Genomic DNA, 23,705 nt, shown 5'->3' on the forward strand with positions numbered 1-23,705 from the left:
AGGCCCGGCCGCCTCGTTCGCCGTACGCACCTCGGGGCCGGGTCACCGCCTCGGCCCCCTTCCTCCTCAACTCTTCGGTCTGAACGACCATTTATGGGAGCGCTTCCATGCTTGAGTCAGCACACCCGGCGACCCCGGTGACCTTTCCTCCCGCCTTCCTCTGGGGCGCCGCGACCTCCGCGTACCAGATCGAGGGCGCGGTGCGGGAGGACGGCCGCACGCCATCCATCTGGGACACCTTCAGCCACACCCCGGGCAAGACGGTCGGCGGCGAGCACGGTGACATCGCTGTCGACCACTACCACCGGTATCGCGAAGACGTCGCGCTGATGGCCGAGTTGGGGCTGGCCGGCTACCGGTTCTCGGTTTCCTGGCCACGGGTGCAGCCGACCGGTCGGGGCCCGGCCGTGCAACGGGGCCTGGACTTCTACCGGCGCCTGGTGGACGAGCTGCTCGCGCACGGCATCAAGCCGGCGATCACCCTTTACCACTGGGACCTGCCGCAGGAGCTGGAGGACGCGGGCGGCTGGCCGGAGCGGGACACGGCCTACCGGTTCGCCGAGTACGCGCAGATCGTCGGCGAGGCGCTCGGCGACCGGGTGGAGCAGTGGATCACGCTCAACGAGCCGTGGTGCAGTGCCTTTCTGGGCTACGGCTCGGGTGTGCACGCCCCGGGCCGCACGGACCCGGAGGCGTCGCTGCGGGCCGCCCACCACCTCAACCTGGCGCACGGACTGGGCGCCACGGCCCTGCGTTCGGTGATGCCCGCCCGCAACTCGGTCGCGATCAGCCTCAACTCCTCGGTCGTCAGGCCCCTTTCGCCGCAGGACCCGGGCGACCTGGCGGCGGTGCGGAAGATCGACGACCTGGCCAACGGCGTCTTCCACGGCCCGATCCTGCACGGCGCCTACCCGCAGTCGCTGTTCGCCGCGACCGAGCTGATCACCGACTGGTCGTACGTCCTCGACGGCGATCTGCGGGCGATCCACCAGCCGCTGGACGCGCTGGGCCTCAACTACTACACGCCGGCGCTGGTCTCCACGGCGGACGCCCCGGTGACCGGCCCGCGCACCGACGGCCACGGCGCGAGCGAGCACTCCCCCTGGCCGGGCGCGGACGACGTCCTGTTCCACCAGACGCCGGGCGAGCGTACGGAGATGGGCTGGACCATCGACCCGACCGGACTGCACGAGCTGATCATGCGGTACTCGCGCGAGGCCCCCGGCCTGCCCCTCTACATCACCGAGAACGGCGCCGCCTACGACGACAAGCCCGACCCCGACGGCCGCGTCCACGACCCGGAGCGCGTCGCCTATCTGCACGGGCACCTCTCGGCGGTCCGCCGCGCCATCACCGACGGCGCGGACGTCCGGGGCTACTACCTGTGGTCCCTGATGGACAACTTCGAGTGGGCGTACGGCTACGAGAAGCGGTTCGGCGCGGTCTACGTGGACTACGCGACGCTGGCCCGTACGCCGAAGTCGAGCGCCCACTGGTACGGCCGGGCGGCCCGGACGGGGACCCTGCCCGAGGTGACGGACGACCAGGGCGCGTTTCGAAAGTAGCGTCGTCCGCCCGCAGGGCGGGCGGGACCTTCGAGACGCGCCCGGGGACCCGCACACGGGCCCTCGGGGGAACCACAGGCGGGGGGCGGGGCGCGGTGCCCTCAGGGAGCGCCGCGCCCCGGTCTTCGTGCGGCCGCGGCCACCCGGCCACCCGGGAGACGCGCGAACGCGCCCCGGCCGGGTGGGGGGAGAGCCGGCCGGGGCGCGTCAGCCCCCGTTGCGCGGGGGTCAGTTGAAGGCGCCGAAGGCCTTCGAGAAGGCGAACTTGTCCTGGACGATCGAGCTGCAGGTGGCGTCCGCGGTGGGCTTGGTGCCGCCGCCGCACTGCTTGTCCCGGGTGGCCGACCACATCGAGAGCCAGCCGAGGCCCTTGGACTTGGCGAAGTTCACCAGCTGGGTGGCGTCGTCGACCTTGAAGATCTCCGAGGAGACGTCGTTGACACCGAGCATCGGGGTGACCGCGACCGTCTTCCAGGCGTCCGCGTCGGACAGCCCGAGCACGCTCTTGACCTGCGCCTGGGTGGCGGTGGCCGCCTGCTCGGCGTAGGTGCCCATGTCGCCGCTGTACGAGGCGCCGTAGTCCATCGCCATGATGTTGACCGCGGAGATCTTCACACCGTTGGACTTGGCGTTGGACAGCAGGTTCACGCCGTCCTGGGTGAGGCCCTCGGGCATGACCGGGAGGGTGAAGGAGACGTCCAGGCCCGGGTGCTGCTGCTGGAGCCTGGCGATGGCCTTGGCGCGGTTGGTGTTGGCCGAGGTGTTGGGCAGCGCGCCGCCCTCGATGTCGAAGTCGACCTTGGTCAGCTTGAACTGGTCGACGGCCTTGCCGTAGGCCGTGGCCAGCGCGTCCGCGGAGGAGCACGTCGTGGCCAGTTCCGAGCCGGACGCGCCGCCGAAGGAGACGCGGACGTCGCCGCCCTTGGCGCGCAACGCGCCGATCTGCGAGGCAACGCCGTCGCTGCCGAGGTCGGTGACGCCGCCCCACTTGGGCGTGCAGCCGCCGCCGTCGGTGATGAAGGCGAGGTTGTAGTTCTTCACGCCGGTCGCGTCGGCGCTCGCGAGCAGGTCGAAGGCCGGGTAGAGCGAGGTGTCCACGTAGGGCGCGAAGCCCGCGCTCGCCTTGGTGCCGGTGCCCGAGCTCTGCGAGGGGGTCGGCGTGGGCGTGGGTGTCGAGGTGGGCGTGGCCGACTTGGTCGGCGTGGGCGTGGCGGTCGGCGTCGCGGACCCGGTCGGGCGCCCGCTCGGCTCGGGGGTGGCCCCGTCGTCGGCGGAGCACTGGGCGCCGTCGATGAGGCAGCTCTTCGGGTCGGCGGTGCCGTTGACGACGAAGCCGACCGTGACGGACTTGCCGGGCGCGAGGCCGTCGGTGTCCCACTTGGCCGGCGTCACGGTGACGTGCTGTCCGCTCACGCTCGACTCGGCGTTCCAGAGCGAGCTGAGCCTGCTGCCGGAGGGCAGGTCGAACTCCAGCTTCCAGTTCCTCTCGGTGCTGCCGGTGTTGTTGGTGACGACGTACTGGGCGGTGTAGCCCGTCGACCAGTCGCTGGTCTTGGTGTACGCGGCGTCCACGCCGGCCGCCTGCGCGATGCCCGTCAGCGCGAGGGCGCCGCCGCCCAGGACGGCCGCGGCCACCACAGCGCCTATCGCCTTGCTTCTGCCGCTGACCTTGCGCCGGTGCGTGCTCATCGCGTGCCTGCCTTCGCTGTTACGGGTGGGGTGCGGCAGCACGCTAGCGATCCGGAATCGGGCAAAGCACTTGATCCGGACGGGGGTTGAGGATCTTAGGGTGCGCTTAAGGAAGGGATCGGAGACGGTTAAAGGTCGAGACCAATCCGGCTACGGCGGGTCACCTGGCGAACGCCTTGCGCCGTCCGCGCACCAGCCGGTGCCCCCGCCCACCGGGCGTCCGCACCCGCCCGTCCAGCTGGATCCAGATGCGTACCTCGGTCCCGCCCAGCACCGAGGAGCCGAGCCGTACGTCACCGCCGGTCGACTCCGCGAGCCGGCGCACGATGTCCAGCCCGAGGCCCGTCGAACCGTCGCTGCCCGACCCGCGGCCGCGCGCCATCGCCGCCTCGGGGTCGGGTATGCCCGGGCCCGCGTCCGAGACGAGCACGATCACCGCGTCCTCGCCGTTGTGCAGGTCGACCGCGAAGGCCGTGCCCTCGGCGGTGTGCCGGAAGACGTTGCCGAGCAGGGCGTCGAGCGCCGCCGCGAGGTCGGCCCGGGCCACCGGGATGCGCACCGGCCGGTCGGCGCCCGCCATCCGCCATTTGCGGCCCTCGTCCTCCGCCAGCGCCGACCAGAACGCCATCCGCTCGCGGACCACCTCGGCCGCGTCGCACCCGGCGCCGGGCCCGGCCGCCGCGGTCTGCGGCTTGGCGTCCCGGGCGGTGCGGATGATGGTGTCGACCTCGCGCTCCAGCTGGGCGACGGCGGCCCGGGTCTGGTCGGCGGCGGGCCCCTCGCCCAGCGAGGCGGCGTTCAGCCGCAGCACCGTCAGCGGGGTGCGCAGGCGGTGGGACAGGTCGGCCGCCAGCTCGCGCTCGTTCGCCAGGAGCTGGACGACCTGGTCGGCCATGGAGTTGAACGCGACGGCGGCCAGGCGCAGTTCGGTCGGTCCCTCCTCCGGGACCCTCGCCCCCAGCTTGCCCTCCCCCAGTTCGTGCGCGCCCTCGACCAGGCGCTGCGCGGGCTGCACCATCCGTACGCCGAGGCGGTCGGCGACCGCGACCGAGCCGACGATCAGCGCGACGCCGACCCCGGCGAGCACCGCCCACGCCGTCCCGACGCCGTTGCTGACCTCGGACTCGGGGACGTAGACCTCGACGACGGCGATCGCGCCGGTGCTCAGCGCGACCGGCTGGAGCAGCGTGGATCCGCCGGAGACCCCGGTGGTGGAGGCGCGGCCCAGCTTGCGCACGGTGGCGATGTCCTTGGCGGCGGCGCGCCGCCGGCCGATGTCGACGGCCGGCTGGCCGGCGGTCTTGGGAATGTGCACGGCCATGCCGGAGTCCGAGCCGGCGGAGGCCACGACCCGCTCCAGCTGGTCGCGGTCGGTGGTGATGGACAGCGCCGGTGCGACCGCGGCCGCCTGGCGCTCGGCGTTGGAGAACGCGCGGTCCCGGGCCATCTCCTTGATGACGAGCCCGAGCGGCACCGCGAAGGCGACCACGACCATCGCGGTGACCGCCAGGCAGACCTTCACCAGTGCCCATCTCATCGCGGCGGCTCCCCACCCGGCGGCTCCAGCTTCACGCCGACCCCGCGCAGCGTGTGCAGATAGCGGGGCCGGGCCGCGGTCTCGCCCAACTTCCGCCGCAGCCATGACAGATGGACGTCGATGGTCTGGTCGTCGCCGTACGACTGCTGCCAGACCTCGGCGAGCAGCTCCTTGCGCGGGACGACCAGGCCGGGGCGGCCGGCCAGGAAGGCGAGCAGGTCGAACTCGCGGCGGGTGAGGTCGAGGCGGACGCCGTCCAGCTCGGCCTGGCGGCGCAGCGGGTCGACGGTGAGGCCGCCGACGCGCAGCACGGCCGACGGCTGGGTGTCCGCGGGCGCGGAGCGCGCCCGGCGCAGCACCGCGGCCATCCGCGCGGACAGGTGCTCGACCGAGAAGGGCTTGGTCAGATAGTCGTCCGCGCCCGCGTTGAGCAGGCGGACGATCTCCGTCTCGTCGTCCCGCGCGGTGGCGATGATCACCGGCACGTCGGTGATGCCGCGCAGCATCTTCAGCGCCTCGGACCCGTCCAGATCGGGCAGTCCGAGGTCGAGGATGACGACGTCGAAGGAGAAGTGGGCGACCTCGCGCAGCGCCTCCAGCGCCGTCCCGACACTGCGCACGGTGTGCGCGGCATCGGTCAGGTGCCGGATCAGCGCCGAGCGCACGAACTGGTCGTCCTCGACCACGAGCACACTTGCCATGCGCCGCACCGTACGCCATGCGGCGGAACGGGGTCCGCAGCTGTGGACAACTCCGCTCCTGTGGACACGGGCGGGACACCGGTGGGACGCGTGAGGCAGTATGGCCCGCGATGCTCAGAGGACTCGTACACGTACTGGCTTGGTCGCTCGCCACGGGCGCGGCGGTCACGCTGTCGTGGTGGGGCGTCCACACGGTGATGGCGGGCACGGCGTACGACCCGCCGCGCGCCCTGCCGATCACGGCGGCCGACGCGACCACCCAGGAGTCGAAGCCGCTGGCGTCGTCGACCGGACACCCCTCCCCGTCGCCCTCGCCGTCGAGGAGGACGCCGGCCACGCCCTCCGCGCCCCCCACGCCGTCGCTGCGGAGTCCGACGCCCGCCCCGACGCCCTCGTCCACGGCGTCCGGCCAGGTCAAGGCCTACGACACGGACGGCGGGCGGGCGGTGTTCTCGCTCGGCGCGGCGGACGCGACGCTGGTGTCGGCGACGCCGGGTGCGGGCTGGTCGATGCAGGTGTGGAAGACGGAGTCGTGGATCCGGGTGGAGTTCAGCTCGGGCGCGGACCGGGTGTCGGTCTTCTGCACCTGGCACGACGGGCCGCCGCACGTCGAGATCGGCACCTACTGACCGCGTCCGCCCGCGCCCGGGCAGGCGGGACTCCCGAAACACGCCCTAGCGGAACACGGAGGGCGGTGGCGCCGGTGAAGCGGTCGCAGCGCTGTCCGTCACCGCGGCCGCCCCGCCGGTGAAGTCCAGGAGCGCACGGCCGTGTTCGACCCGGCCCGGGTGCGGGTCGGAGGCGGCACGCCGGGTCAGTTCGGCGATCGGCAAGGGGGCGCCGCCGGCGACGAGGACCGCGTTGCCGAAGCGTCTGCCGCGCAGCACGGCCGGGTCGGCGATCAGCGCGACCTCGGCGAAGCGGGCGGCGGCGGTGGCGATCTGGCGCCGCAGGTGGGCGAGCGGCGGGCCGTCGGCGACGTTGGCGGCGTAGCAGCCGCCCGGCCTCAGCACCCGGCGGACCTCGTCGAGGAACTCGGTCGAGGTGAGGTGGGCGGGTGTGCGGGCCCCGCTGAACACATCGGCGACGACCAGGTCGGCCCAGCCGTCGAGCACCTTGGCGAGCCCTTCGCGGGCGTCCGCGGCACGCACCCGGATCCGGGCGCCGGTGTCCAGCGGCAGTTCCCGGCGCACCAGTTGGACCAGTGCCGCGTCCCGCTCGACGACCTGCTGGGTGGCGCGGGGCCGGGTGGCGGCGACGTAGCGGGCGAGGGTGAAGGCGCCTCCGCCGAGGTGCACGGCGCGCACGGGCTTGCCGGGCGGCGCGACGAGATCGATGACGTGACCGAGCCTGCGCTGGTACTCGAAGGAGAGATACGCGGGGTCGTCCAGGTCGACGTACGACTGCGGCGCCCCGTCGATCAGCAGCGTCCAGGCCCGCGCCCGGTCCCGGTCCGGCAGGAGCTCGGCGAGCCCGCCGTCGACGGTCTCCACGACGGCCGCCACGCCGCCGCGCGGGCGGTCGGGGTTCCTGGACCTTCCCATTGCGCCATTATCGGCGGCCCCTGGCGGGGACGCCCGCGCGGGGTGCGGTCAGCGGCAGGAGTCCGCGGCCTCGATGATGCGGGCCGCCTCGCCCAGCGCGGCGCGCAGTACCGCCGGGTCGGTCGCGAGGTCGGCCTCGCCGGGCGGCAGCAGCCAGTCCGAGCCCTCCACCGGCGGCTCGGGATTCAGGCGCATACCGCGTCCGTCGGTCTCCGTACAGGTGCTGCCCGGCAGGTCCCAGCCGGCGGCCGTGCCGGCCGGCACCACGAAGCCCAGGGTGTGGCCGCCGTCGTCGTGCAGTACGGGTCCGACCGCGTCGCCCGCTCCGCGCCGCAGGATGTCGACCGCCTCCAGGCCCTGCCGCGAGTCCACGGTGACCAGGTCGCACGGGCCGTCCGCGCCGGGTGGCGCGCCGCGCCGTGCCGACGGGGCACGGTCCACGGCCGTCGCCGGCACACGCGCGACGCCGCTCCGACTGGTCTCCATCCCGGCCTCCACCACGGAACCCCTCCTTAGAACGAAGCGGGTCGGGAGTCGGGCGGCTCCCGGTCCGCCGGGTTCAACGCGGTGGCGCGTCAACGGCTACGGCACAAGTCAGCCACAAAGGATGGCACTTCATGGCAGATCCGGTATGAGATATCCGGTTTGTAGCCAAACCCTGCGTGGCGGGTCGGGTACAGCCGGTACGTTCATGCCCGCCGGGAGCGGGGAAGCTGCTCGGACAACTCACCCTGGATCCGGCATGGTTCGACGGTTCGCACGAGAGGACCCGGCCATGGCGTCGTCAAAGGTGACCTCGTCTCAGCCCACGCCCGCACGGCCACCGCGGCCGAACCTCGTCTTCCGGGAGCTGCGCGGACAGCGCTCACCGGCCGAGTTCGCCGCGGCGGTACGACGGGCCGCGCGCGAGATCGGTGAGCGGGTCAGTTGCGACGCGCGCTACGTGGGCCGGGTCGAGGCGGGCGAGATCCGCTGCCCCAACTACGCATACGAACGGGTGTTCCTGCACATGTTCCCCGGCCGGGCGCTCACCGACCTGGGCTTCGCACCGCGCGCGTCCGTCCGCGGACGCCGGGCGCAGGCCCCCGGTGAGACGCCCGGGGACCACGAGCCGTATGAGACGCAGAACCCGCACGACCCGCACAGCCCGCACGACGCGCTCGGGCATCACGAGATCCACGCGCTTCACGAAACCTACGAGGAGAGCGACGTGCTACGTCGCGCATTCATGACCGGCGGTGGCGCCACGGTGGCCGCCGCCTCGATGGGCCAGATGGGGCTCGCCTTCGACGCGGCGGCGGCGGGACGACCCGTCCGCCGCCCCGGGACGAACGACGTGTACGCGGTCGAAGAGGCCGTACGCAGAATCAGGCTGCTCGACGACCGGCACGGCGCGGACGGGCTCTACCGGCGTGCGTCGACTCCGTTGCGCGCCGCCTACGCGCTGCTGGACGCGGGCGCGACCCGGCAGACGACCGCCGACCGGCTGCACTCGGGCGCCGGTGAACTCGCCATCTCCGTCGGCTGGCTGGCGCACGACTCCGGCCGCTTCGACGACGCCCGCTCGCACTACGCGGAGGCGCTGGCGACCGCCCGGATGACCGGCGACGACGGCCTGGAGGCGCACGCCTTCTGCAACACGGCGTTCCTCGCGCGCGACGCCGGGCGTCCGCGCGAGGCGGTGCGGGCCGCACAGGCCGCGCAGCGCGTCGGGCGCTCGCTCGGCTCGGCGCGCCTGATGTCGCTGCTCGCCCTGCGCGAGGCGGGCGGCTGGGCGGGCCTCGCCGACCGCACCGGCTGCGAGCAGGCACTCGTGCGCGCGCAGACCCTCTACGAGCGAGGCCGCTCGGAGGCCGACCCCGAGTGGATGAGCTTCTACGGGGAGGCCGAACTGGAGGGCCTGGAGGCGCAGTGCTGGTCGACGCTCGGCGACTGGACCCGCGCCGCCCGCCACGCCCGCCGTGCGGCACGCCTTCAGGACCCGCACTTCACCCGCAACATCGCCCTGTACACGGCGGAACTGGCCGACGACCTCGCGCGCGGCGGCCGCCCGGACGAGGCGGCGGCGGCCGGGATGCGGGTGCTGGACCTGCTCGACCAGGTCCAGTCGTCCCGGATCCAGACGATGCTGGCGGGCACGGCGCGGGTCCTGCTGCCGCACCGGCGGGCGTCGGGGGTCTCGGGCTTCCTGGAGCGCCACGCGTCCCTGCCGCGCACGGCGTGAGCCGTACGGGAGCGCCCGCCCGGGCTCGTGATCAATACACCTGGCCCGCGAGGTGCCCCAGGTCGTTCCAGCTGTCCAGGGCCGGCTCCCCGTAGGCCCAGCCCAGCACCGAGAGCGACGTCGGACTCAGCCGGATCCGTGCCGCGAAGTCGATCGGCAGGCCCAGCCATCGCGCCCCGATCGACCGCAGTACATGCCCGTGGGCGAAGACCAGCACGTCCCGGTCGGCGGAGCGCGCCCAGGCCACCACCTCGTCGGCGCGCGCGGTCACCTCGGCCAGCGACTCGCCCCCGGGGACACCGTCCCGCCAGATCAGCCAGCCCGGCCGGACGGCCTGGATGTCGTCCGGCGTCAGTCCCTCGTACGCGCCGTAGTCCCACTCCATGAGCGCGTCCCAGCCGGCCGCCCGCTCGCCGAACCCGGCCAGTTCGCACGTCTCACGCGCGCGCAGCAGCGGGCTGGTACGCACCTCGGCGTCCGGAAGTCCGTCGAAGGGCGGCCGGTGCAGCCGCTCGCCGAGCAGCTTGGCGCCGCGCCGGCCCTCCTCCAGCAGCGGCACGTCGGTCCTCCCGGTGTGCTTTCCGGACCGGGACCACTCGGTCTGTCCGTGCCGGGCCAGCAGGATGCGCGGTGCCATGGGGGGGAGGGACCTTCCGTAACAAACAACAGGCGGAACCTCTCCATCATCGCGCACCCTGGACCACGGTCTGCCTGGGGCAACCCGACGGGCGATCTCTGCGTCTTTGAGGGCCGGGGGCGCCCGACCGGGGCGCTTGCGTACGCCGTAAAGTGGCACGTCCCGACCGGCCGGCGGGCGCCGCGCGAGAAGGAAGAAGGGGGAGGCGATCGGATGCCGAGGACCGAGACGGCACCGGGTATCGAGGCGGCAGCCCCACGCGCGCGCGTGCGCTGGTGGACCGAGCTGCCGCTGATCCTCCTGGTGTACGGGTGCTACTCGGCAGGCCGGCTCCTCGCCCGCGGCGACACCGCCGACGCCGTCGACCACGGCCTGGCGATCCTGCGCATCGAGAAGTTCCTGCACCTCAACGCCGAGCACCCGCTCAACCGGCTCTTCACGCGTGAGACGTGGCTCGGCGTCCCGGCCGACTTCTGGTACGCGTCGCTGCACTACCTGGTCACCCCGGCCATCCTGATCTGGCTGTTCCGGTCGCGCGCCGCGCACTACCGCGCCGCCCGCACCTGGTTGATGACGTCCACCTTCATCGGCCTGATCGGCTTCACGCTGCTGCCGACGTGCCCGCCGCGCCTGCTGTCGGCCGGCCACGGGTTCGTGGACTCGATGGCCCAGTACAGCTCGTACGGCTGGTGGGGCGGCGCGGCCAGTGCCCCGAAGGGCTTCGGGGGCATGACGAACCAGTACGCGGCCATGCCGAGCCTGCACGTGGGCTGGGCGCTGTGGTGCGGCGTGATGCTGTGGCGCCACGGCAGGACGCCCGCGGCGAAGGTCGCCGCCGTGGCCTACCCGCTGCTGACCACCATCGTGGTCATGGGCACCGCCAACCACTACCTGCTGGACGCGGTCGCGGGAGTGGCCGTGATGGGGCTCGGCCTGTTCCTGACGCCGCGCGTGATGCGGGTCGCGGACCGGCTGTGGGCACCGTTCCGGCGCACCGCGGGGCACTCCGGCACCACAGGCTCCTCGATTGTCAGTGACGGATGCCAGACTTCCGCGGGTGAGCGATTTCCACGGCAGCGCGAGTCCCGGAACGGATCCGGAGCCGAGCCGAGTGCCTCTCCCGCGGACGCGGGGGACGGCGCTGCGGCAGCGGCTCGCTGAGCTGCGCGGCCCCGGGGTGGCGGCCAGGGCGCTGGACGCCCGCGCCCTCGCGGCGCTCGCCGCCAACCCGGGCTGCGAACGGCGCGCGATCCTGGACGGCGCCGGGGTGAACAAGGCGGCGGTGGCGAGCAGACTGGGCTCCCCGTCGGCCTTCGGGCAGTCGCAGTTCGCGTTCACGCGGGGCAACGCGTTCGAGGCGAAGGTCAAGGCCGACGGCGGCGCGGAGCTGCTGCGCCTGGTGCACGAGAAGCTGGACCCGCGCGCGCGGCCGCCCGCCGGGGCGCGGGTGCCCGACCTCGCGGCGACCGGCCCCGAGGGGCGAGCGGCCCGTACGGACCTGGCGCTGCGCGAGGCCACCGCGGCCCCGGGCAGCTGGACCCTGCTGGACCACCCCCTGCTGGCGCTGGAGGTGGCCGGCTCCCCCGCGTTCCTGGAGCCGGACGCCGTCGTCGTGCACCCCGACGGCAGCTGGACGGTCGTGGAGATCAAGTCCTTCCCGATGCTGGACGGTTCGGCCGACCCGTCGAAGGTGGGCGCGGCCGCGCGCCAGGCGGCGGTCTACGTGCTGGCCCTGGAGCGGGCGGCCGCCCGGCTCGACCCGGTGCCCGGGGTGCGGCACCGGATCCTGCTGGTCTGCCCCAAGGACTTCTCCAACCTCCCCACCGCCTCGGCGGTCGACGTGCGCAAGCAGCGCGCCGTCACCGACCGGCAGCTGGCGCGGCTGACCCGTGTCGAGGACATCGCCGACCGGCTGCCCGAGGGCACGTGCTTCTCCCCCGAGCTGCCCGCGGCGGAGCTGACGGCCGCCGTCGAGTCGGTCCCGGCGGCGTACGCGCCCGAGTGCCTGTCCGCCTGCGAGCTGGCCTTCCACTGCCGCGAGCGGGCACGCGCGGACGGGGCCGTGACCTCCCTGGGCCGCCCGGTCCGCGCCGAGCTGGGCGGTCTGACCACGGTCGAGGAGGTCCTGTCGGCGGCGCGCGGCGCGAGCGGCGACCCGGACGACCCGGCGGTGGCGGCGCTGCGCAGGGCGGCGCGGCTGCGCGAGGAGGCCCTGGCGGCCGCCCGGGCCACGTCGGCCGTTCCCGCCGAGGAGGGCGCCCCGTGTCGCTGATCGCCACCCTCGCCCGGCTCGAAGCCGTCAGCACCGGGCGCGCCCGGCCCGCCGCCACCGTCCGGCACCGGCACCTGTCCGAGCGGCCCCTGGTGTTCGTGCCGCTCACCACCGCCGGCGAGGCCGGCGCCCCGCTCGGCGCGCTCGTGGGCACCGACCGGGAGGCCCCGCGGCTGCTGGCCGTGGCGCAGCCGCGCGACCGCGACCTCAGGTTCGCGTTCCTGGCCGAGCTGGCCGACGTCGTCCTGCCGTATCTGGAGGGGTACGCGGGCGAGGTGGAGGCCGCGGAGCGCACGGACACCGACCCGGAGACCGGCAAGCGGGTCAAGATCGAGGTCGAACTGTGCGCGGACGCACCGCAGCTGATCGTGCCGAGCCGCGCGGGCGTCGATTTCGTACGGCTCCTCGGCCGCTCCATGCGCTTTCGGCGCACGGCGGAGCAGGATGCGGAGACCCCGTACCCGGCACCCCCGCGCGTGCCGCTGCTCGGCCGCTGGCTGACGCACTTCGGGGAGCGCGCCCGCGTGCCCGGCTCCTCGCTGCTGCTGGCGGCCACGGACGTCCTGTCCCGGCACTGGGCGACCGGGCAGTCCAGCCTGGAGGACCAGCACCTCGGCGCGCTGCTGGCCTGGATCGACCCGCCCGAGGGTGTCTCGGGAGCGCGGGCGGCGCTCGCGGCCGAGCTCGCGCGGGACGCGAAGGGCCAGCTGGAGTGCCCGCCGGCCGGCCCGGCCACCGACCCGGCCTTCGACAACAAGCTGCTCGCCCCGGCCGTCGAGCGCTACGACCGCGCGCGTACCGCGCTTGCCGCCGCCGAGGACGGCCTGGAGGCCGACGACCGGCTCGGTGAACTCACCGCCGCCGAGCGGGACATCCGCGAGCTGGTGCTCCGGTGCACCCTGCCCACCTGGGAGAGGGTCTGGCGCGGCCTGGACCTGCTGCAGGCCCTGCCGGCCGGCGCGCACGTCGGGGACCGGTGGACGCGCGACCGCTGGTCGTTCACCTCCCACCGCGACCGGGTCGCCGCGGGCGAGCCCCCGCAGCCGCGCCGGGACGACGCGGTCACCGCGGCGGGCAAGCTGGCCTCGCGCGAACGCGAGCAGGCCCGCCTGGAGGCCCAGGAGGCGCTCGACGACCCGCTGGTGATGGCGGGCCGGCGGCTGTCCGGGGAGGCGTTCACCGCGGAGGTCACGGAGGTCGTGATGGCCTGCAGCGAGGGCCGGCAGCCCCGCCCGCGCCCGCTGGTCACCGTGCGGACGCAGGACCGCCCGCACCTGGGCGAGCGGGCCAAGGTGTACCGCTCGCTGGGCGGCAAGCCCCAGACGGCTCAGTTCGTCGGGTGGGAGGCGGACGACGTGCTGGTGCTGCGGATCGTCGACAGGATGGGCCGCGGCAAGGTGCCCGAGGCCGGTTCGGTGCCCGAGAAGGGCGACCTGCTGTGCTTCACGTCGTTCGAGCACGAGCAGCGCGGCGGCCCGAAGCTGCCCGATCCGGAGCACACGCCGTGGACCCACGGCGGGCCACCGGGCGAGGCCGTCCACGAGAGCGCCGACCCCGTGACCGCGGAGGACGTCCTGTGACCACCGTGCTCGATTCGGGCGCCGCGGCCGCCGCGGCCACCGACGCGATCCTGCGGGACACGCTGCACGGCACCCACCGCGGCGTGGTCGTCGACTCCCCTCCCGGCGCCGGAAAGTCCACGCTGGTCGTCCGCGCGGCGCTCGAACTGGCCGACGCGGGCCGCCCGTTGATGATCGTGGCCCAGACGAACGCGCAGGTGGACGACCTGGTGCTGCGGCTCGCGGAGAAGAGGCCCGCGCTGCCGGTCGGCCGGCTGCACAGCAGCGACGCCGACGCCTACGACAAGGCGCTCGACGAGCTGCCGCAGGTCCGCACGTCGGCGAGGGCGGCGGAGCTGACCGGCCTGCCGGTCGTCGTCTCCACGGCCGCGAAATGGGCGCATGTGAAGGTCGACGAGCCCTGGCGGCACGCGATCGTCGACGAGGCGTACCAGATGCGCTCGGACGCCCTGCTCACCGTGGCCGGGCTGTTCGAGCGGGCGCTGTTCGTGGGCGACCCGGGCCAGCTCGACCCCTTCTCGATCGTGGGCGGCGAGCAGTGGGCGGGCCTGACGTACGACCCCTCGGCCTCCGCCGTGACCACTCTGCTGGCCCACAACCCCGACCTGCCGCAGCACCGCCTGCCGGTGTCCTGGCGGCTGCCGGCCTCCGCGGCTCCCCTGGTCTCCGACGCCTTCTACCCGTACACGCCCTTCCGCAGCGGCACGGACCACGGCGACCGCTCCCTGTCGTTCACCGTCCCGTCCGACGGCTCGGGCCCCGACCGGGTGATCGACGAGGCCGCCCGGTCCGGCTGGGGCCTGCTGGAGCTGCCCGCGCGGCAGACCCCGCGGACGGACCCGGAGGCGGTGGGCGCGGTGGCGGCGATCGTCCGGAGACTGCTGGAGCGCGGCGGCGCGGCGGTGTCCGAGCGCGCCCCCACGGAGCCCGTGCCGCTGACCCCCGGCCGCGTCGCGGTCGGTACCGCCCACCGCGACCAGGCGGCGGCGGTGCGCGCGGCGCTCGCGGAGCTGGGCGTCACGGAGGTCACGGTCGACACCGCGAACCGCCTCCAGGGCCGCGAGTACGACGTCACGGTCGTCCTGCACCCGCTCTCCGGCCGTCCGGACGCCACCGCCTTCCACCTGGAGACGGGCCGCCTGTGCGTGCTCGCCTCCCGCCACCGGCACGCGTGCATCGTGGTCTGCCGGGCGGGCGTCGGCGACCTGCTGGACGACTACCCCTCGACGGAGCCGGTCCAGCTGGGCACGCTCGTGAAGTTCCCGGACGGCTGGGAGGCGAACCACGCGGTGCTCGCGCGGCTGCGGGAACATCGCGTCGGCTGGCGGCCTTGAGAGGGGGGCGCCGAGGAGCGCGCCGCCGCGGCCCAGGCCCCCTTGCGCGGTCGCGGGACAATGGACGGTGGCCGTCCGACCGACGGTCCGTGCGCGACGTACGAGGAGGACAAGACATGGCGGAGCCCACGCCGCGTCGGAACGAACCGCGGCTACGCCCCGCGCCCCTGCTCTTCGAGCCCGCGGCAGCCGCCTCCGATCCGGAGCACTTCTTCGACCTGGAGTCGATGGACGATCCGCGGGCGCTGCTGTCCCGGGCCACGGAGCTGACCCAGGCGTTCCGCGCGGCCGCGGACCGTGCGGTGGAGTTCCAGGCGATCGCGGCCGCGCAGCTGGCGGATCCCCGGCGGTTCGACCGGCTGACCGCGGCGGACATCGCGGAACGCGCCGAGTGGACCGAGGACTACGCGCGCAAGATGGTGGAGTACGGCCGCGGCCTGCTGAGCGGCGCCGAGGGGACCACGTCCGCCGACCCGGTGTGAACGCGGACCGTTTCGCCGCGGCATATGCCAGGCAGGCAAGATACCCCTTCCCGCACCCTGCTGTCCCGAATTCCCGCAACTCCCCGGAGCGGTACGTTCACACCGGGTAGATGTAGTTGCCATGAGCAGCACACGGAACGAACCGTTCGCCGACCGCTTCGACGTCTGCGGGGTCACCGCCGACGGAGCCTCCTGGCTCGCCTCGGCAGGAACGTATCCGCGCTCCACGCTCGCCCTGTGGAGGGAGCGCCCCGGGGCCCCGGTCATCCTCCCCTGCGGGTCCGCCTTCGACGTGGTCGGCGTCCCCGCGGTCTTCGGCCGCCGCATGGTCGACCGGCTCTGGGAGGAGGGCCCGGGCTCGGGGCCGGTGGCGACCTTCCGGGGCCGGATGCTCCTGTTCGCCGCGCCCGGCACCGCCCAGCGGCTGCCCTCACTGCTGCGCTGGGAGGAGTTCGGCCGTACGGCCGCGATCCCGCCGCTGCTGTGCCACGGCACCGGCGACGCGGTGACCGTCCCGCCGCTGCTCTCGCCCGCCCCGCCGGCCTCCTGCGACGCCCGCTGGGTCGTCGCCCCGGACACCCGTCACCCCTGGCTGCCGGGCCCGGAGATCCTGCTCTGGGCAGCCGTTCGGGCGGCCCGTGCCGCCGTGCGCATATCGATTTTTCCCCCGGCCGATCAGGATGCTAAGGTCTACGACGTCAGCAGGCGCCGCTAGCTCAGTTGGTTAGAGCAGCTGACTCTTAATCAGCGGGTCCGGGGTTCGAGTCCCTGGCGGCGCACCGACAGAGGAAGCCCTCCGCGATCGCGGAGGGCTTCTTTCATGTCGGCCGACCGGCCGTGATCTTCACGTTCCACGCCCCCGAGGCCGTCCGCCCCTCGACCTCCACCCGGATTCCCTCGTCCTTCACCGTGAAGGTCTCCCCGAGGCCGACCGGGGCGTCCGCCAGGGGCGGGTAGACGGAGTTCTCCCAGCACGCCTCGGTGCGGGGGTGGGCGTCGAGGACCTGGATCGGGCCGCTGCCGGACGGGGCGGTGCCCCGCACGCGGTAGACGAGGATGCCCGACCTGCAGGCCGTGGTGTCGTTGCCGACCGGGCTGCGCGCCTCGAAGGCGAGCACGCTGTCGGGGCCGGTCCGCACCACCGCGAGCTTGACGCCCTCGCCGAGCCCGAAGGACGGCGGCCCGGCCGCGCCCGTCACCGGGAGACCCGGCGCCGAGCCCAGCGGCTCCAGCGTGACGCGCGTGACGCCCGACTCCCGGACACACACCACCTGGCGCGGGTCCAGCCAGCCCAGCTTCCACTTGTGCCAGGCGAACAGGTCGGGCGCCAGCCCGAACTGACTGCCCATCAGGTCCCAGTCGCCGACGTAGGTGTCCCAGTCGCCCTTGTCGTCCGCGGGCCGGTGGTAGAGGTCCGGCAGATCGAAGACGTGCCCGGTCTCGTGGGCCAGGACCAGCCGGTCCGGCGGATGCTTCTCGAAGACCGTGACGACACGGCGCAGATCCGTGCCGTCGGCCCGCAGCGGGGTGTCGAGGTTGACCACCTTCGTCGCGTCCGAGTCCACGCCGGGCGCGTCCGGGTCGGCGACGAAGTAGACGATGCCGTAGCGCGAGAAGTCGACCTGCGGGTCGGCGACGGCGAGCGCGTCCCGCAGATACGCGGCCCGCCCCTCCGGGCTCCAGTCGCGTTTTATCGCGTACGCCGTGGACGGCCGCGGCATCCGGATCCAGTGATTCATCGGATGCGCGCGGAGGGTGAACCTGCCGTAGGAGGCCCGCTGGAAGAAGCGGCTGGTGGCCGGGAAGTGGTCGGCCGCGAGCTGGGCGGGGGTGGTCCGCGGCGCGGCGTCCGGGAACGACAGGAAGACCATCACGGCGTCGAGCGCCCGCCTCGGCCGCGGGTAGGCGGCGTTCCAGGTGTCGAGCCCCTCCGAGTGATGGGCCGAGGTGCGCCGGAGCGCGCACGGCACCGCCGAGAACGGTTCGGCGACCGAGGGTCCGGTCACCAGCGAGGTCGCGGCGATGGCGGACAGGGTGCTGAACACGGCGGCGGTGCTGCGCAGTCGGGGACCCCTGCCTGCCTTGAGGGGAAACTGACGCGGCACAGGGACCTCCGGGTGCGGTTCGCGGGACTCCGCACCCAGCCTGTGTTGATTTGTAGTACTACGCCCTGTTTGCCTGCCCCAGACGAGTGAGGCAGCCGAAGAACAGCCAGAACCGACACCCCCGAAACGCTCACGGAACGTCACAAGCGGTCGGGGGATCCAAGAAGCCGTCCACCTGCGGGCAGAAACGATCTGTCAGAAGTGCCGGTCCATCCGGGACACTGGACAGTAGCTGCAAGGCCTCCGGGTCTGCCTCTATGATCGGCACACTTTCCTGCACGGACAGAGATCGAGTGCACTGCGGGAGCGAGCGGTGAGCGGAACGTCCGAAGGGCCGGCGCCCGCGGCTGACCTCGACCGGGTCGCCGTCACAGAGAGTGACGCCTGCGCGTCTCCTCGTACCGAGCGGCTGACGACTCGTCCGGAGCCGTCGGCGTACCGCTCGGTCTTCACGGCCGCGCCGCTCGCGATGGCGGTGGTCGACCGTGAGGGCCTGGTGGTCAGCGCGAACAGCGGCTTCGGGGAGCTGATCGACAGTCCCCCGGACGCCCTGGTCGGCCGGTTCGCCGCCGACCTGGTGGATCTGGCGTCGGACGCGCGGGCCTGGCACGCCTACCGCGAGGTGCTGCGCGGACGCGAGGCGCGGCTGCGCTGCACGCGCCGGCTCAAGCACGCCGACGGCCGGTCGGTCTGGGCCGAGGTCACCGTCTCACCGCTGACCGCGCCGGACGAGGGCGTGCTGATGTCCGTCACCGACATCAGCGCCCACCGCGAACTCCAGGGCAGATTGCGGCACTTGCAGATGCACGATCCGGTGACGCGGCTGCCCAACCGCGCGCTCTTCTTCGAGCGGCTGACGGCGGCGCTGGAGGCGGAGCCGTACGCGGAGAGCGGCACCGGGCGGATCGGCCTGTGCTACCTCGACCTGGACGGCTTCAAGGCCGTCAACGACACCCTCGGCCATCGCGTCGGCGACCGGCTGCTGGCCGCCGTCGCGGAGCGCCTGACACGCTGCGCCGACGCGGCGGGGCACGCCGGAGCGAGCACCCCGCTGGTGGCGAGACTGGGGGGCGACGAGTTCGCGCTGCTGGTGGAGGACTCGACCGGCACGGACCAACTCGCCGAACTGGCCGAGTCGGTGCTGGAGGCGATCCAGGCGCCCTTCGACCTCGCGGGCCGGCGGCTGTCGGTGTCGGCGTCGATCGGAGTGGTGGAGCGCCGTACCGCCGGCACGACGCCCACCGCCCTGGTGCAGGCGGCCGACACCACCCTGTACTGGGCGAAGGCGGACGGGAAGTCGCGCTGGACGCTCTTCGACCCGGAGCGCAACGCCCATCGCATGACCCGGCAGGCGCTCGCCTCCACACTCCGGCCCGCGATCGAACGCGGCGAATTCGTGCTGGAGTACCAGCCGTTGGTGGGGATGGAGGACGGCAGGCTGCACGGCGTCGAGGCGCTCGTCCGGTGGAACCATCCGCAGTTCGGCCTGCTGACGCCGAATCGGTTCATCGGACTGGCGGAGGAGGACGGCTCGATCGTGCCGCTGGGCCGCTGGGTGCTGGCCACGGCCTGCCGGCAGGCACGGCGCTGGCAGCTGGACCGCCCGGAGGGGCAACCGCTGTTCGTGAGCGTCAATGTGGCGGTCCGTCAGATCTGGGACTCGGACCTGGTGGCGGACGTCGCGGAGATCCTCGCCGAGACGGGTCTCGCGCCGCACCTGCTCCAGCTGGAGCTCACGGAGTCGGCCGTCATGGGCTCGGCGGGCCGACCCCTGCAGGTGCTGCAGGCCCTCAGCGACATGGGCGTCGGCATCGCGATCGACGACTTCGGCACGGGCTACTCGAACCTGGCGTACCTGAGCCGGCTGCCGGTCTCGGTCCTGAAGCTGGACGGCTCCTTCGTCCGGGGCTTCCAGTACGAGAGCGACCAGGAGGGGACGGTCCCGCCGAACCCGGCCGACGAGGTCGTGGTCGAGGCGATGATCCAGCTCGCCCACCGCCTCGGCCTCACGGTCACCGCCGAGTGCGTGGAGACCTCCGCCCAGGCCACCCGCCTGCGCCGGATCGGCTGCGACACCGGGCAGGGCTGGCTCTACTCCCGTCCGGTGCCGCCGGATCGTATCTCCGACCTCCGCCTCCCGCTCCGGAGCGAGCCGGTGGCCGAAAAGCCGTAGCCGGGCGCCCGTTCCGCTCAGCGGGCCGGCAACCCGTAGGCGTCGGCGATGAGTTCGTACGAGCGCAGGCGCACCTCCCCGCCGTGGGCGTTGGACGTGATCATCAGCTCGTCCGCGCCGGTGCGCTTCTGGAGGTCGTCGAGGCCGGCGCGGACCTCGTCGGGGGTGCCGTGCACGACGTTGGCGTTCCAGGAGGAGACGAAGTCCCGCTCCACGGGGCTGAAGTCGTAGGCCTCGGCCTCCTCGGGGGTGGGGACGAGGCCGGGGCGGCCGGTGCGGAGGCGGACCATGTTCAGCGCGGCGGCGAGGACCTGGCGGCGGGCCTCCGCCTCCTCGTCGGTGGCCAGGGCCGCCACGCCGATGAGGGCGTACGGGGCGTCGAGCACCGCGCTCGGGCGGAACGACTCGCGGTACAGGTCCAGCGCCGGGACGGTGTTCTGCGCCGAGAAGTGGTGCGCGAAGGCGAAGGGCAGGCCCAGGGCGCCCGCAAGGCGCGCACTGAAGCCCGAGGAGCCGAGCAGCCAGAGCGGCGGGCGGTGCGGGGACTGGACGCCGCCGGGGGACGTCGCCTGGACCGGCCCGGGCACGGCGTGGATACGGCGGTACGGGTGGCCGTCCGGGAAGTCGTCGTCCAGGAAGCGGGTGAGTTCCGCGAGCTGCTGGGGGAAGTCGTCGGCGCCCTCGGCGAGGCGATCCGTGCGGCGCAGGGCGGCCGCCGTGGCGCCGTCGGTGCCGGGCGCACGGCCGAGGCCGAGGTCGACGCGCCCGGGGGCCAGCGCCTCCAGCGTGCCGAACTGCTCGGCGATGACGAGCGGCGCGTGGTTGGGGAGCATCACGCCGCCCGAGCCGAGGCGGATGCGGTCCGTGTGGGCGGCGAGGTGGGCCAGGATCACGGCGGGTGAGGAGGAGGCCACACCCGGCATCGAGTGGTGCTCGGCGACCCAGTACCGGTGGAAGCCCCGGGACTCGGCGAGCCGGGACAGCGCGACGCTGGTGCGCAGCGCGTCCGTGGCGGTGCGGCCCGCTCCGACGGTCACCAGGTCCAGTACGGAGAGGGGTACGGGCGCCGTGCCCTGTACGCCGCCCCGGATCTCGTCGTCTGCCGCCACGGTGGGTGCCTCCTGTTGTCGGCCGTGCGCTGTCCTGCGCGGCTAACAGGAGGCACTCTCCGTTTTATTCCCCGGCCGTCAGACCTGCACCAGCGGTTCGCGGGTGAACAGGGCGCCCAGGGTGGGCGCGTTCACCCGCCGGTCCGCGAGGCGCAGCGCCTCCCAGACCGTGACCTGGTTGGCCGTGAGCACCGGCTTGCCCAGCTCCTTCTCCAGGGCCGGGATGTGGGCCGCCGTGTGCAGGGCCGTGTCCGGCAGCAGCAGCGCCTGGGCGTCGGGCCGGTCGGCCTCCCGCGCCAGCGCGAACACCTCCGCCTCGCCCCAGGTGCCGACCTCCGCCGCCGTGATGATCCCGGCGTCGCACACCGAGGTCACCTCCGCGCCGCCCGCCCGCAGGAAGTCCGCGAACAGCCCGGCCACGTCCTTCGGATAGGTCGCGCCGACCGCCACCCGCCGCGCCTTCAGCTCCCGCACCGCGTGCACGAAGGCGAAGGACGTCGAGGACGCCGGCATCCCGGCCGCGCGGGCCAGGGAGCGCACCTGCTCGTGGGCGCCCTCCCAGCCGTAGACGAAGCTCCCGCTGGTGCAGGCCCACACCACCGACTCCGCACCGGCCATGCGCAGCTCCCCGACGCCGGCCGCGAGGCGGTCGGCCGAGCCCATCTCCAGCAGGGCGTCCACCCGGTGGGCGTCCGTGCCGATGTCGGTGTGGACGACGTCGAGGCGGATGTCGCTGCCCAGCAGCTGCTCGATGCGGGGGTAGTCGTCCTCGGCGGAGTGCCCCGGGTAGAGGATTCCGAGTGCGGTCATGACCTGCCTTCCTGCTGCTGTTCACCGTCCGGGAGTTCCGGCAGCACGGGGCCAGAGCGCGCCGCCGGATCGATCAGCGCCTGATACGGCCCCACGGCTCGGGTACCCAGCCGGGCCAGTGCCGCCCACATCGTCACCTGGTTGGCCGAGATCACCGGCATGCGCAGTTCCGCCTCCAGCTGGGGGATGACGTCGTAGGTCGGAAGGTTGGTGCAGCTGATGAAGAGCACGTCCGCGCGGCGCCGCACGGCCTTGTGCGCCATCGCGACGACCTCGCGGTACGGCACCTTCCAGATGTGCCGGGTCAGCCCCATGTACGCGCGCCCGGTGACCTTCACGCCCGCCTCGGCGACGTACTCCTCCAGCGCGCGCGTCACCGACACGGTGTACGGCGTCACCAGCGCCACCCGCCGCGCACCGAGCGCCGCCAGCGCCTCGAGGAGCGCGCCGGAGGTGGTGACCGAGGGGACCGCGCCCGCGCGGCTCATCGCCGCGCACATCGCCTGCTCCCCGGCGATCCCGCCGACGAAGCTGCCGGACGTGCAGGCGTAGCCGACGACCTCCGGCGCGACCGCGTTCAGGGTGAGCACCGCGTCCTCCAGCGTCTGGTGCTCGCTGACCAGGCGGGCCAGGTCCAGACTGACCTCGACCGGCACGAACGGGGTGCGGGTGAGATGGAGCGAGACATCGTCCGGCACCCATCGCCACAGCTCGCGATCGAGCGCGAAGTCGAAGGGAGCCACCACTCCGACGCCACGCTGCGCCTGAGGTCCACCGAGGAAGGATACGTCCATGGCGGGCACCGCCCTCACGGTAAGAAAGGGGTGAGCAACGGACCGTACGCAAGGGCCGTGTTGACGACGGTAGGTTCGGGTGCGAGCGTGGTCAATCCGCTCATGTCACCCGCAGGTCACGCGGGTGCTAACAGCGGCGTCCCGCCCCACGTCAGACCCTTGATCGCCGCCCGGAAAAAGGTGCTCCGATGGCCGCCGCGCCACCCACCCTTCTCGTCCTCGACGCCGACCCGCCGCCCCGCCTGGGCCGGCTCACCGGCCGCGCCCGGATCGAGCACACCGACGAGGCGGCGCTCGCCGAGCGGCTGCCGCGGGCCGACGTCCTGCTGGTGTGGGACTTCACCTCGCGCGCGGTGCGCTCCGCCTGGCCGGGCGAGGGGCCGCGGCCGCGCTGGGTGCACACCGCGAGCGCCGGCGTCGATCACCTGATGTGTCCGGAACTCGCCGCCTCCGACACGGTGGTGACCAACGCGCGCGGCATCTTCGACCAGCCCATCGCGGAGTACGTCGCCGCCCTCGTGCTCACCATGGCCAAGGATCTGCCGGGGACGCTGGAGCTCCAGCGGGAGCGGACCTGGCGGCACCGCGAGACCCAGCGGGTCGCGGGCACGCGCGCGTGCGTCGTCGGGTCGGGACCCATCGGCCGTACGATCGCGCGCACCCTCAAGGCGCTCGACGTGAACACGGCGCTCGTCGGCCGGGAGGCGCGCACCGGCGTCCACGGCCCCGAGGACCTCGACCGGCTGATCGCGCGCGCCGACTGGGTGATCGCGGCCGCCCCGCTCACCGCGCAGACCTACGGCATGTTCGACGCCCGGCGGTTCGGTGTGATGCAGCCCTCCGCGCGGTTCATCAACATCGGGCGCGGTCCCCTGGTCGTCGAGGACGCGCTGGCGGAGGCGCTGGTCAAGCGGTGGATCGCGGGTGCCGCCCTGGACGTCTTCGAGCATGAACCCCTGACTCCGGACAGCCCGTTGTGGGAGGTGCCGGGGCTGATCGTGTCCCCGCACATGAGCGGCGACACGGTTGGCTGGCGTGATCAGCTCGGCGACCAGTTCGTGGAGTTGTACGAGCGCTGGGAGGCGGGCAGACCCCTGCTGAACGTGGTCGACAAGAAGCGCGGGTACGTACCGGGACGCTGAACCATCT

Annotated in this window: 21 protein-coding genes and 1 tRNA gene; 12 read left to right on the forward strand and 10 right to left on the reverse strand. The window is 73.6% G+C overall.

Translation table 11 applies throughout. The annotated features are described in order from the left end of the window. The first annotated feature begins 107 nt into the window (after positions 1-107). Entirely contained in the window at positions 108-1,565 is a 1,458-nt protein-coding gene (locus ACIRPX_RS03800) for a GH1 family beta-glucosidase (protein ID WP_404187758.1), read from the forward strand. 228 nt (positions 1,566-1,793) lie between these two features. On the opposite strand, the gene ACIRPX_RS03805 is transcribed toward ACIRPX_RS03800, so the two are convergent. The 3 genes from ACIRPX_RS03805 to ACIRPX_RS03815 form a co-directional block, all read right to left on the reverse strand. After that, complete coding sequence (locus ACIRPX_RS03805; protein WP_404187761.1) at positions 1,794-3,254, reverse strand: cellulose binding domain-containing protein; 1,461 nt, start codon at positions 3,252-3,254, stop codon at positions 1,794-1,796. 160 nt (positions 3,255-3,414) lie between these two features. Further along, positions 3,415-4,791, reverse strand: a complete 1,377-nt coding sequence (locus ACIRPX_RS03810) for a sensor histidine kinase (protein WP_404187763.1) — start codon at positions 4,789-4,791, stop codon at positions 3,415-3,417. Further along, the gene (locus ACIRPX_RS03815; RefSeq protein ID WP_404187765.1) at positions 4,788-5,492 is read right to left on the reverse strand and encodes a response regulator transcription factor; all 705 of its coding nucleotides are present in this window, start codon (positions 5,490-5,492) and stop codon (positions 4,788-4,790) included. Before ACIRPX_RS03815 ends, ACIRPX_RS03810 begins: the two co-directional genes overlap by 4 nt. A 110-nt stretch (positions 5,493-5,602) precedes the next feature. Here ACIRPX_RS03815 and ACIRPX_RS03820 point away from each other — a divergent pair, with 110 nt between their 5' ends. Next, complete coding sequence (locus ACIRPX_RS03820; RefSeq protein WP_404187767.1) at positions 5,603-6,121, forward strand: hypothetical protein; 519 nt, start codon at positions 5,603-5,605, stop codon at positions 6,119-6,121. A gap of 45 nt (positions 6,122-6,166) precedes the next feature. Here the strand turns inward: ACIRPX_RS03820 and ACIRPX_RS03825 are convergent, their stop codons facing one another. After that, positions 6,167-7,036: a spermidine synthase gene (locus ACIRPX_RS03825; RefSeq protein WP_404187770.1), complete on the reverse strand. Its 870-nt coding sequence runs from the start codon at positions 7,034-7,036 to the stop codon at positions 6,167-6,169. Positions 7,037-7,084: 48 nt separating this feature from the next. Continuing rightward, complete coding sequence (locus ACIRPX_RS03830; protein WP_404187772.1) at positions 7,085-7,522, reverse strand: hypothetical protein; 438 nt, start codon at positions 7,520-7,522, stop codon at positions 7,085-7,087. Between the two features lie 289 nt (positions 7,523-7,811). Between ACIRPX_RS03830 and ACIRPX_RS03835 the strand changes: the two genes are divergently transcribed. Continuing rightward, complete coding sequence (locus tag ACIRPX_RS03835) at positions 7,812-9,260, forward strand: hypothetical protein (protein ID WP_404187774.1); 1,449 nt, start codon at positions 7,812-7,814, stop codon at positions 9,258-9,260. A 31-nt stretch (positions 9,261-9,291) separates the two neighbouring features. Here ACIRPX_RS03835 and ACIRPX_RS03840 read toward each other — a convergent pair whose 3' ends face one another. Next, positions 9,292-9,897, reverse strand: coding sequence for a histidine phosphatase family protein (locus ACIRPX_RS03840; protein WP_404187777.1), 606 nt, complete (start codon positions 9,895-9,897; stop codon positions 9,292-9,294). A gap of 213 nt (positions 9,898-10,110) precedes the next feature. Between ACIRPX_RS03840 and ACIRPX_RS03845 the strand changes: the two genes are divergently transcribed. The 7 genes from ACIRPX_RS03845 (at position 10,111) to ACIRPX_RS03875 (ending at position 16,344) form a co-directional block, all read left to right on the forward strand. Next, positions 10,111-11,058, forward strand: coding sequence for a phosphatase PAP2 family protein (locus tag ACIRPX_RS03845; RefSeq protein WP_404187779.1), 948 nt, complete (start codon positions 10,111-10,113; stop codon positions 11,056-11,058). Next, positions 11,009-12,169, forward strand: a complete 1,161-nt coding sequence (locus ACIRPX_RS03850; RefSeq protein WP_404187782.1) for a hypothetical protein — start codon at positions 11,009-11,011, stop codon at positions 12,167-12,169. The genes ACIRPX_RS03845 and ACIRPX_RS03850 overlap by 50 nt, the downstream gene beginning before the upstream one ends. Further along, positions 12,160-13,749, forward strand: coding sequence for a hypothetical protein (locus ACIRPX_RS03855; RefSeq protein WP_404187784.1), 1,590 nt, complete (start codon positions 12,160-12,162; stop codon positions 13,747-13,749). Before ACIRPX_RS03850 ends, ACIRPX_RS03855 begins: the two co-directional genes overlap by 10 nt. After that, a complete protein-coding gene (locus ACIRPX_RS03860; RefSeq protein ID WP_404187787.1) occupies positions 13,746-15,083 on the forward strand; it encodes an AAA family ATPase in 1,338 nt (445 codons plus the stop codon). Before ACIRPX_RS03855 ends, ACIRPX_RS03860 begins: the two co-directional genes overlap by 4 nt. Positions 15,084-15,199: 116 nt before the next feature. Beyond that, complete coding sequence (locus ACIRPX_RS03865) at positions 15,200-15,565, forward strand: hypothetical protein (RefSeq protein WP_404187790.1); 366 nt, start codon at positions 15,200-15,202, stop codon at positions 15,563-15,565. 121 nt (positions 15,566-15,686) lie between these two features. Then, complete coding sequence (locus ACIRPX_RS03870; protein WP_404187793.1) at positions 15,687-16,280, forward strand: bifunctional DNA primase/polymerase; 594 nt, start codon at positions 15,687-15,689, stop codon at positions 16,278-16,280. After that, positions 16,271-16,344, forward strand: a tRNA-Lys gene (locus ACIRPX_RS03875). Before ACIRPX_RS03870 ends, ACIRPX_RS03875 begins: the two co-directional genes overlap by 10 nt. 39 nt (positions 16,345-16,383) lie before the next feature. Here ACIRPX_RS03875 and ACIRPX_RS03880 read toward each other — a convergent pair. Further along, positions 16,384-17,670, reverse strand: coding sequence for a M6 family metalloprotease domain-containing protein (locus ACIRPX_RS03880; RefSeq protein WP_404187796.1), 1,287 nt, complete (start codon positions 17,668-17,670; stop codon positions 16,384-16,386). Positions 17,671-17,983: 313 nt separating this feature from the next. Between ACIRPX_RS03880 and ACIRPX_RS03885 the strand changes: the two genes are divergently transcribed. Further along, the gene (locus tag ACIRPX_RS03885; RefSeq protein WP_404187799.1) at positions 17,984-19,843 is read left to right on the forward strand and encodes a putative bifunctional diguanylate cyclase/phosphodiesterase; all 1,860 of its coding nucleotides are present in this window, start codon (positions 17,984-17,986) and stop codon (positions 19,841-19,843) included. Positions 19,844-19,860: 17 nt separating this feature from the next. Here ACIRPX_RS03885 and ACIRPX_RS03890 read toward each other — a convergent pair whose 3' ends face one another. The 3 genes from ACIRPX_RS03890 to ACIRPX_RS03900 all read right to left on the reverse strand — a co-directional run bounded on the left by ACIRPX_RS03890 (position 19,861) and on the right by ACIRPX_RS03900 (position 22,556). Further along, on the reverse strand, positions 19,861-20,952 hold the full coding sequence (locus tag ACIRPX_RS03890; protein WP_404187802.1) for an LLM class flavin-dependent oxidoreductase: 1,092 nt from the start codon (positions 20,950-20,952) through the stop codon (positions 19,861-19,863). 78 nt (positions 20,953-21,030) lie between these two features. Further along, positions 21,031-21,762, reverse strand: a complete 732-nt coding sequence (locus ACIRPX_RS03895) for a decarboxylase (protein ID WP_404187805.1) — start codon at positions 21,760-21,762, stop codon at positions 21,031-21,033. Then, positions 21,759-22,556 carry an aspartate/glutamate racemase family protein gene (locus ACIRPX_RS03900; RefSeq protein ID WP_404187807.1) on the reverse strand — a complete coding sequence of 266 codons (798 nt, stop codon included), beginning with the start codon at positions 22,554-22,556 and terminating at the stop codon, positions 21,759-21,761. The genes ACIRPX_RS03895 and ACIRPX_RS03900 overlap by 4 nt, the downstream gene beginning before the upstream one ends. A 188-nt stretch (positions 22,557-22,744) precedes the next feature. On the opposite strand from ACIRPX_RS03900, the gene ACIRPX_RS03905 reads away from it, so the two are divergent. Next, positions 22,745-23,698 (forward strand): D-2-hydroxyacid dehydrogenase, encoded by a 954-nt coding sequence (locus ACIRPX_RS03905; protein WP_404187810.1) that lies wholly within the window; start codon positions 22,745-22,747, stop codon positions 23,696-23,698. The last annotated feature ends 7 nt before the right edge of the window (positions 23,699-23,705 follow it).

This window comes from Streptomyces sp. NPDC101225 (assembly GCF_044767585.1).
In the GTDB taxonomy this organism is placed as follows: domain Bacteria; phylum Actinomycetota; class Actinomycetes; order Streptomycetales; family Streptomycetaceae; genus Streptomyces.